At 59.7% G+C, this 9,287-nt stretch carries 7 protein-coding genes and 1 pseudogene; all 8 read left to right on the top strand.

Annotated elements, in window-relative coordinates; translation table 11 throughout:
• Positions 1–11 precede the first annotated feature (11 nt).
• The 8 genes and pseudogenes from RBB42_RS27535 (at position 12) to RBB42_RS27570 (ending at position 9,207) form a co-directional block, all read left to right on the top strand.
• Positions 12–1,196: a tyrosine-type recombinase/integrase gene (locus tag RBB42_RS27535; protein WP_371932228.1), complete on the top strand. Its 1,185-nt coding sequence runs from the start codon at positions 12–14 to the stop codon at positions 1,194–1,196.
• Positions 1,197–1,296: 100 nt separating this feature from the next.
• A pseudogene (locus tag RBB42_RS27540) lies at positions 1,297–1,958 on the top strand (recombinase family protein); the annotation flags it as partial.
• Positions 1,959–2,287: 329 nt separating this feature from the next.
• Positions 2,288–3,490, top strand: coding sequence for a plasmid partitioning protein RepA (gene repA, locus RBB42_RS27545; protein ID WP_306043939.1), 1,203 nt, complete (start codon positions 2,288–2,290; stop codon positions 3,488–3,490).
• Entirely contained in the window at positions 3,490–4,455 is a 966-nt protein-coding gene (repB, locus tag RBB42_RS27550; RefSeq protein WP_306043940.1) for a plasmid partitioning protein RepB, read from the top strand. Before repA ends, repB begins: the two co-directional genes overlap by 1 nt.
• Before the next feature lie 277 nt (positions 4,456–4,732).
• Positions 4,733–5,776 carry a plasmid replication protein RepC gene (repC, locus tag RBB42_RS27555; RefSeq protein ID WP_306043941.1) on the top strand — a complete coding sequence of 348 codons (1,044 nt, stop codon included), beginning with the start codon at positions 4,733–4,735 and terminating at the stop codon, positions 5,774–5,776.
• A gap of 136 nt (positions 5,777–5,912) precedes the next feature.
• Entirely contained in the window at positions 5,913–8,081 is a 2,169-nt protein-coding gene (locus RBB42_RS27560) for a ParB/RepB/Spo0J family partition protein (RefSeq protein ID WP_306043942.1), read from the top strand.
• Between the two features lie 99 nt (positions 8,082–8,180).
• Entirely contained in the window at positions 8,181–8,654 is a 474-nt protein-coding gene (locus RBB42_RS27565) for a UCP036055 family protein (RefSeq protein ID WP_306043943.1), read from the top strand.
• Between the two features lie 388 nt (positions 8,655–9,042).
• Complete coding sequence (locus tag RBB42_RS27570; protein ID WP_306043944.1) at positions 9,043–9,207, top strand: hypothetical protein; 165 nt, start codon at positions 9,043–9,045, stop codon at positions 9,205–9,207.
• Positions 9,208–9,287 lie beyond the last annotated feature (80 nt).

The following is a 9,287-nucleotide window of genomic DNA, read 5'->3' on the forward strand; positions in this document are numbered from 1 at the left end:
CGGTTTCAGAAATGCGACACAGGCAAGTCATTGAAAACAAATGGAACGCAGTCTCAGAAATTCCGGCAGACCGACAAGAACGCGAGAAATCGACTTCAGCAAACTCTGACGCGATAGAGGATGCCCAGATCGATGACAGAGATCAAGCGGCACGCGAGGCCATCGCCCTGCCCGCCCATGTCGCCAGCTCCGGCACCCTTGACCGGTTGGTCGATACCGCCCGCGGCTACGCAGAGGCGTCGGCCGCGGAGAATACCAACAAGGCCTATGCCGCCGACTGGAAACACTTTGCCCGCTGGTGCCGGCTGAAAGGCACCGATCCGCTGCCCCCGTCGCCGCAGATGATCGGGCTCTACGTTGCGGATCTGGCCGCCCCGGCCGAGCAAACCCCATCGCAGTCGGCGGACCGCTCCCTTTCGGTCTCTACCATTGAACGACGTCTCTCCGGGCTCTCCTGGAACTATGCGCAACGGGGCTTCCCCCTCGACCGCAAGGACCGTCACATCGCCACCGTCCTGGCCGGGATCAGACGCAAACATGCCCGCCCGCCGGTTCAGAAGGAGGCGATCCTGCCAGAGGACATTCTGGCGATGGTGGCCACCCTGCCCTACGACCTGCGCGGCTTGCGGGATCGGGCGATCCTGCTCCTGGGCTATGCGGGGGGCCTGCGGCGGTCAGAAATCATCGGCGTCGATGTGCACAAGGACGACACGCCCGACAGTGGCGGCTGGATTGAGATCATGGAGGGCAAAGAGGGCGGTGGCGCCCTGCTGACGCTGAACGCCAAGACCGGCTGGCGCGAGGTCGAGGTCGGGCGTGGCTCCAGGGAACAGACTTGCCCCGTACATGCGCTTGAGCAATGGCTACACTTTGCACGCATTGATTTTGGGCCGGTGTTCGTGCGGTGCTCGCGCGATGGCAAGCGGGCGCTTGATACGCGTCTCAGCAACAAACACGTCGCGCGGTTGGTAAAGCAAACCGTGCTCGATGCCGGGGTCCGGTCGGACTTGCCCGAGAAGGACCGCCTCGCGCTCTTTTCCGGGCATAGCCTGCGCGCCGGTCTCGCATCCTCCGCGGAGGTCGACGAGCGCTATGTCCAGAAGCATCTCGGTCATGCCTCGGCCGAGATGACCCGCCGATACCAGCGCAGGCGCGACAGGTTCAGGGTCAACCTGACCAAGGCGGCGGGGCTCTGATTGCCCGCGTGCAGAGCCGCTGCAGTGAAGCGCTAAGGTAAAATCGCGGTGTTCAGGTTTCAGATTACGGCTTCAATTGAAGTCCGTAGCGAAACGCGACATGCTGGAAGTGATCGAGCGCCTGGAGGCCAAGGGGGCCTTCTTCCGTTCGCTCCATGATCCGATTGACACTGCATCGCCGCAAGGCAAGTTCACGTTGCAGGTTCTGGGCGCCGCGGCCGAGTTCGAACGCGCATTAATCCGCGAACGTACCAAGGCGGGCCTTGCCTCTGCGCGCGCCAAAGGTCGTGTTGGTGGCAATCCTGGCCTTCGCACCAGGGACCCCGCCGCGCTTCGCAAGGTACGGCTTGCCCGGCAGGATGGCTACATGGAACGCCTGAACGAGACCGCGCAGGATTGGGTGCCGCATGTGCGCCGCTGCGCCCCGATATGGCTTGGGAAGACGTCCTGCGGATTATCAATGGCCCCCTGCCCCCAGATCGCCATTGGACCCAAAGCCGCCTGCTCCGCGCCGTGAAAGCATATGTGCGCGACGGCTATCTGCCCGATGAAGTGCTTGGCCGCGCCGGACGCCGCGAAACCGACGATCGCCTGCCGGCGATTGTCGCAGCAATCAAAGGTTCTGACCCCGAGATTACCTTGCAGGCAATTTGCGACCGACTGGAATCCATGCGTGAGCGCACCCCTCGTGGGCGAACCAGCTGGCAGCCATCCTCCGTACGGATGCTGTTGGAACGGGCGGGGCGACTCGGGCTCGTCTAGTCGGCTACTAGGTGCCAATCGCTCAATCCTTCAGAAGCGACGATTCGTCGTTAGACCCCACCGCGATACCTTGGGGTAGACTGCGGTGAAGCCACAACATGTTTGACAAGGCGCTAGTGCGGGCTGAGATTTTCCCTTATCTTCTAGACACTTAGGCTACTTTCTCGCGCCAAAACGCACGCCCAGATCAAGTTCGCGCTCTCCGCCTTCAAAAAAATTGTTGTCTGGCTATAAGTTGCGTGTCATGAGTGCTGTAGTCGCAAAAAAGCGAAAATCGCGCACTTTAGCGACGAAACACAATCGACCCACCAAGAGGTCACGAGGGCAGCATGAACAGCAAGGCAGATTTCCCAGGCGCAAAATCCATTGCAGCTTCCATTTCTGCCAACGCCGCGCGTCTGTCGGATGCCCTCAATCATCATATGCGCAACAGCTTTCAACCGGAAAGCAGAAAGACGCTGCGCAAGTTTCACCCTGCAGAGGTCTCTGAGCTGACGGGCATCAGCATGTCGAACCTTAGAACGCGCCATCAGGAAGGTGATTTTCCAGAAGTCGAAACAGACTCTCGCGGCAGGCGTCTCTATTCCGCTGAAGAGATCGACCAGATCCGCAGAGTGATGGCACGGACCGGTCGCAACGGCGAAGCTTACTTGCCAGGCCGGCGGGATGGCGATGGACTTCAGATCATATCCATCGTGAATTTCAAAGGCGGGTCCAGCAAGACGACGACAGCGATTCATCTCGCCCAACGCTACGCCCTCAGAGGGTATCGCGTCCTAGCCGTAGACATGGACCCCCAAGCCAGCCTAACGACTATGTTTGGATTCCGCCCAGAAATCGAGTTTGCTGAAAGCGGCACGGTGTATGACGCCCTGAAATATGAGGATCCGGTTCCCCTGAGCCAAGTCGTGCGCAAGACATACTTCCACAATCTCGACCTCGCGCCAGCCGGATTGTTGCTGTCTGAGTATGAAACCGAGACGGCTTACGCGCTTCAGCACAAGGTCGATCCTCCGTTCACTCAGAGGTTGGCCATTGCGCTCGATGAGATCGAAGCCAACTACGATCTGGTGATCGTCGATTGCCCACCGCAGTTGGGCTTCACGACGATGACGGCGTTGCTTGCGTCAACCGGCCTCCTGATTACCGTGGTGCCGAGTATGCTGGACGTCGCCTCCATGGCCCAATTTCTTGAGATGGCCGGAGAAACCGTCAGGACTTTGGAGGAAGCGACAGGACCGATCGACTGGTCGTTCCTCAAGTACCTCGTCGCGAGGTTCGAACCGACCGATGTCCCACAGTCGCAGATGGCTGGGTTCCTAAGGTCAATTTTGCTCGACCGGGTACTCACCACGCCCATGCTGAAATCCACTGCCATTTCCGACGCCGGGATGACGCAGCAGACGATCTATGAACTAGAGCCGAGCCAGGTCGTCAAGAAGACTTTGGACAGGATACTCGAAAGCGTAAACGGCGTCGCAGACGAGTTCGAAAAGACGATTCAACAGGCTTGGGGGAGGACGGTCGAGTAATGGCGCGTAGAAACCTTTTCCAGCCCCCTCCCCCACCGGACACCACCGAGGACGTGGCAACGGCTGACCTTAAACCTCGTTTCCCCAACACCGGTGCGATGAGCGGTGTGAAATCGACCCTGAAGGATTTATCCAGCAACGCCGTACGGGAAATTCCGGTCGATCTCATCGAGGAAGACGGGCCGAAAGACCGGCTTTCATTCTCCGATGCCGACGTCGCGTCTCTTGCCGCGAGCATCAAGGAACATGGGCAGCAGGTGCCGATCATGGTCCGTCCGCTCGCGGACAAACCGGGTCACTACAAGATCGTTTATGGTCGTCGCCGACTGCGGGCCCTGCAATCGATCGGAGTACCGGCCAGAGCCTTGGTGCGCACTCTTTCGGACGAGGAGGCGATCCTTGCCCAAGGCCAGGAAAACTCACACAGACTGGACCCTAGTTTCATTGAAAAGGCCTTGTTCGCCGCGCAGCTGAGCGACAATGGCTACGATCAGCCAGTAATCCTCGACGCACTTGCCATCGACAAGCCTATGTTGTCGCGAATGACCAAGGTCGCCCGCACGATACCGGAGACTGTGATCCAGTTGATCGGCTCGGCGCATGGCATCGGACGCCGCCGCTGGGAAGACCTAGCAGACAAAGCGAAAGACAGCAATGCTGACCTAGTTCGGGTAGTTTCCGATTTGGGCCTGGATCGGATCCCTACTTCGGACGACCGCTTTGCGCGCGTCAGCGACGCCATCTCGAGACTTGGCAAACCCGCGAGGTCCACAAAGTCCGCGGCGCACATGGTTATCTCAAGCGACGGTAAGGCGCTTGCAGAGGTCAAGGATAGCCCGCGCGCTTTGACTGTGAAAATGTCCAAAGTTGATACCCCAGAGTTCGCTCAATGGATGCGAGACAACGCGGAAGTTGAGTTGAAACGTCTCTATGAGGCGTGGAAGTCGGAGCAGCAATCCGGCTGACAGACAGGCGAGCAGAGCAACAAAAAAGGAGCACGAAAAACAGCCAGAAAAGAAAGAGCCCCCCAAGGTCAACCCCGGAGAGCCCAATCTGTTCTTAGCACCCTCAGATGTACCAGCTTCTCCGTAGCAGTCAATAACAACCGAATCGGTTGAACGATGATCTGTTGCCTTTTCTCAAGAAATCGGGGGATCTGGGCCTTTCCCGACCGGTTGTCGTGAAAAATTCATGGCATTTACTCAGGCATCCGCCTCCGTTGGAGAGCGGACGGAGATCTTGTTGTCCGCGGACAACGCCCGCCCCGAGCGTCACATCATCATCGACACACTGCGCCAGGCTGCTCCGTTGATGGGTCTGAAAGCATCCGTCATTGCGACGCTCGACGCGATGCTCTCGTGCCTTCCGCCGAAAAGGCAGCACAACACCGTCTTCGCATCGAACGCCACACTTACGTTCCGGCGCAATGGGATTTCCGACCGGACGATTAGGCGCCATGCAGCCATTCTCCAAGAACTTGGACTGCTTGTTCGCCGTGATAGCTCAAATCGAAAAAGGTTCAGCAAGCGAAACATGGCCGAAGGCACCGCCCTTAGATTCGGGTTCGACCTCACACCCTTGTTCCAACGCTTCCCAGAGCTCGCAAAGCTTGCTGCCCATGCCGTTCGCGAAAACGACCAAATCGCCTACCTCAAAGCAAAGATACGTGCCGCAGCAAACAACATCCTGCAAGCCAAACCCGACGACATTGATGCGAAAACCGCTATGCGCACCCTTCGCAGAAAGCTTTCACTGGATGAATGCTACAATCTCTTGGCTGGCCTAGACATTGAAGGCGTGGAAGCCGAGCAACCTTGTGAAGCCGTCGTCACCGGAGAGGAAAAAATGTCCGGCAACGACGGCCAAAATGTCCGCCATCATCATAACTCAAACAAAGAACATATTGATAAAAGAGAACATCACTCACCGAAAACTCGTCCATCACATCTAAGTGCAAAACCCCTTAGCGTGCCCGAGATCCTTAGCGCCTGCCCTGAAGCAGCCCAATTTTCACTCACGCCAGTGAAAACTATGTCCGACGTAGTATCCCATGCCCGAACTCTCGCACCAATGCTCGGAATAGACTCTAGAAACTACCAAGATGCTCAAGAACAGCTTGGCATAGAAGGGACTGCGCTGACCGTCTGGGCGATCATGCAGTTCCACGAAAAAGTCCAAAAGGTCGGTGCCTATTTTCGCTCGATAACGTCTGGCAGAAACAGCGCTGACTTCGTTCCAGAGCAGCTTGTTCGGCGACTCTCTCGGGCACAACCGCAACCGATTTAGTCAGACAGTGCTCTACTGCTTCTGCCAAAAAATTGTCCGCGGACAACTACGGTCGAGGGAGAGAGGGGTTGTGAAAGGGGTGACGGGAAGTGAGATCGGGAGAGTGGCTTCCGGCGCCCGTCGTGGAGAAGATCTGATGGCGAAATCTGCCCAGAAAGTCACCCTGTCCCCGTCCCGGGACATTCCCTTCGACAAGCTCGTGCTGAGCCAGTCCAACGTCCGGCGCATCAAGGCCGGCATCTCCATCGAGGAACTGGCCGAAGACATCGCCCGCCGCGGGTTGCTGCAGAGCCTGAGCGTTCGGCCCGTTCCGGCGGATGATGGTTCCGAGACCGGCAAGTTCGAAATCCCCGCTGGCGGTCGGCGATTCCAGGCACTGTCTCTCCTGGTGAAGCAGAAACGCTTGGCCAAGACGACGCCCATTCCCTGCATCGTGCGGGATGCCAATTCTGCGATCCTCGCCGAAGACGACTCGCTCGCTGAGAACATACAGCGTGCAGCCCTGCACCCGCTTGATCAGTTCCGCGCCTTCGTTGCGCTTCGGGAGAAGGGTCAGGGCGATGAAGAGATCGCGGCCGCTTTCTTCGTCACGCCGCAGGTAGTCAAACAGCGCCTGAAACTCGCCGCTGTGGCCCCGGCCCTCCTCGAAGTCTACGCCGAAGATGAGATGACGCTGGAGCAGCTGATGGCCTTCACGGTCAATCCGGATCATGAGCGCCAGGTTCAGGTCTGGGAGGCGATCCGGTCATCCTGGAACAAGGAGCCCTATCAGATCCGGCGCATGCTGACCGAAACGTCGGTGCGCGCGTCTGACCGTCGGGCCGCCTTTGTCGGCGTCGAGGCGTACGAGGCGGCGGGCGGCACCATGTTGCATGACCTCTTCCAGGGCGATGACGGCGGCTGGCTGGAAGACCCTGCCCTGCTCGATCGTCTGGTCAGCGAGAAGCTTCAGGCCGAAGCCGAAGCCATCGCGACCGAAGGTTGGAAATGGATCGAGGTCTCGCTCGACCTGCCCTATGGCTACAGCCACGGTTTGCGGCGGCTGAGCGGAGACCCGGCGCCGATGACGGATGACGAAGGCGCGGCCCATGACAAACTGCTTGCCGAGTACCGGGCGCTCGAAGAGGAATACGAGGGCCAGGATGAGTTCCCCGAAGAGATCGACGCACGTCTTGGCGAGCTGGAAGTCGCGATGGAGAAGCTCGAGGCCAGGCCGCTGATCTTCGACGCGGAGGAGATCGCGACGGCAGGGGCCTTCGTGACGCTTGATCGCTATGGCGAGCTTGCAGCTTATCGGGGCTTTGTCCGGCCCGAGGATGAACCTCGGCAAGATGCCGACGTCCACAGCGGTGAACAGGCGGCAGGCGGGCAGGGCGCTGAGCTTTCAGCGGGGAGTAATGTGGATTGTATCGGCCATGGCACGGTGATCACCTCTGCCGGTCAGGCGCTTGGCGCCAACGTGTCCGACGACGAGGACGATGGTGCGTTGAAGCCGTTGCCCGAGCGGCTGGTCATGGAGTTGACGGCGCACCGGACATTGGCACTGCGGGAAGCTGTCGGGCGTTCTCCCGACGTCGCCCTGACGTTGCTGCTCCTGAAGCTCGTCAACGACACTTTCCGTACATCCAGTTCGGCCGGCAGCTGCCTCGAGGCTTCGGTCCGTCACGTCTACATGTCGGCGCAGGCGAGCGATCTGAAGGACAGCGTGGTGGCCAAGTTGGTGGACGATCGCCATGCGGAGTGGGAGGCCGACTTGCCGCTCGGCGACGATGCCGCGCTCTGGGACTACCTGACCTCCCTTGATCAAGGGAGCCGGCTGTCGCTGCTCGCGCATTGCCTCAGCTTCGGGATCAACGCGCTCTATGAGAAGGTGAACCCCTATGGTGCCGGTATCTCCGCCAGCGGTTTGACCAAGCGGATGGCCCAGTCCGACTTGGTCGCACAGGCGGTCGATCTCGACATGGTCGAGGCGGGTTGGGAGCCGACGGTCGATACCTACCTGAACCGCGTGCCAAAGGTCCGGATCCTCGAGGCCGTACGTGAGGCTAAAGGGGAGGGGACGGCGCAACTCCTCGATCACCTGAAGAAGGGCGAGATGGCGACCGAAGCCGAGCGTCTGCTGAAAGGCAGCGGTTGGTTGCCAGAGGTTCTTCGCCGTCACGATCTGGCAGCACTCGAAGGTGCGGAAGGGCAGGGGGCGCCTGAGCCCGGTTCCGACGCCGACCAGGCCGAAGATGTCGATCTGCCCGCCTTCCTTACAGCGGACTTGCCGAGCAATGAGGCCTCGATGATGGCCGCGGAGTGATCTGCGCCTTCCGAGGGCGGGGAAACCCGCCCTCAATCACATAAAAACCAATAATATCAATAATATGAATGCAATATGACGCATTCAGGATGAGGAATCATGTCTGCAACGACCATTCTCGATACCGCGCCCCTGGGCGCGCTCATTCGCTACACCGACAACAGTCCGAAACCGCCTGCGCGGTTCACGAAGAAGCTCGCGGCCTGGGAACGCTCGAACGGCGTTGGACGTCTCGTCAAGAAGGAGCCGCCGCGACCCTATCCAACCTGGACGGCGCCGGCGTCGTTCACGCTGCACGAGGGGAACTTCTCCTCGGACGGGGTCATTCTTGTCACCATCATGCGAACGCATTCGGCTGACAGTGCGTTGACCTTCGAGGTAGCAGAGGAACCGAAGCCCGGACAGGTGCGCGTCCTGGTGGATTTTGGCGGCTGCACGGAACTGCTCCACCTGGCCGAGTCTGTCACCGCTGCGGAACTCTGGATCGCTAGGGAAGGCTATCGCAACGCGCGACTCGACATCGTCGGCAGCGAGGACGGGGATAGGGCAGGGGACGCGGAACTTGCCGCCTGAGCCTATGTAGAACCCAAGTGGCCCGCCAAAGTGCGGGCCTCTCACCCATCACGACTCTGTCCTGCGAGATCGCGGGGCACCATAGGATCCAATCCAACACGGAATGAGATCTTCTACCAAATGTCTGCCCGGGAGGCTGGCAGCGATAGCATCAGCGGAACATACGGCTCCAGTCAGCGGTCGCACCATCCTCCGCTCGCCATTCCCTTCCTTGCCCCGAATCCCGTCTTCGAGATCAACCCGCGAGGGGTCGGACTACGGGCGAACCCGTGCCGCCGGGTGGATTCGGACGAGCCGAACGCACCCGGTGATGTCAGCCAGTCTTCGGGCCTGCGGGGTCCTGTCGCGCGGGGGATGGTCCTCCGCCTCCAAGACAGGAGCCAAACAGATGTCCCGCAAAGATGCCCACGCCTTCGCCGCCTCTCTCGCCGCCACACTCATGGTCTCGACCGTCGTCTTCCAGGCCGGTGATGGAACCTATGGCGCCGTCCCCGCCGATGAAATCGACGGAGACGAGGTCATGATCGTCTCGGAATACGATCCCTTCGGGTGAGGCTTAGAGGTGGTCCTGAGTTTTCGACCAGTTTGCCGCCGGGCTAAGCTATAGCATCGGTTTCATTTCAGGCGGCAATC

Source organism: Mameliella sp. MMSF_3455 (assembly GCF_030733205.1).
Taxonomy (GTDB): domain Bacteria; phylum Pseudomonadota; class Alphaproteobacteria; order Rhodobacterales; family Rhodobacteraceae; genus Antarctobacter.

Bases quoted from the DNA above. Each gene is read 5' to 3' on its own strand.
- repA (WP_306043939.1), top strand. From the start codon at position 2,288: ATGAACAGCAAGGCAGATTTCCCAGGCGCAAAATCCATTGCAGCTTCC.
- repB (WP_306043940.1), top strand. From the start codon at position 3,490: ATGGCGCGTAGAAACCTTTTCCAGCCCCCTCCCCCACCGGACACCACC.
- RBB42_RS27565 (WP_306043943.1), top strand. From the start codon at position 8,181: ATGTCTGCAACGACCATTCTCGATACCGCGCCCCTGGGCGCGCTCATT.
- RBB42_RS27535 (WP_371932228.1), top strand. From the start codon at position 12: ATGCGACACAGGCAAGTCATTGAAAACAAATGGAACGCAGTCTCAGAA.
- RBB42_RS27570 (WP_306043944.1), top strand. From the start codon at position 9,043: ATGTCCCGCAAAGATGCCCACGCCTTCGCCGCCTCTCTCGCCGCCACA.
- RBB42_RS27560 (WP_306043942.1), top strand. From the start codon at position 5,913: ATGGCGAAATCTGCCCAGAAAGTCACCCTGTCCCCGTCCCGGGACATT.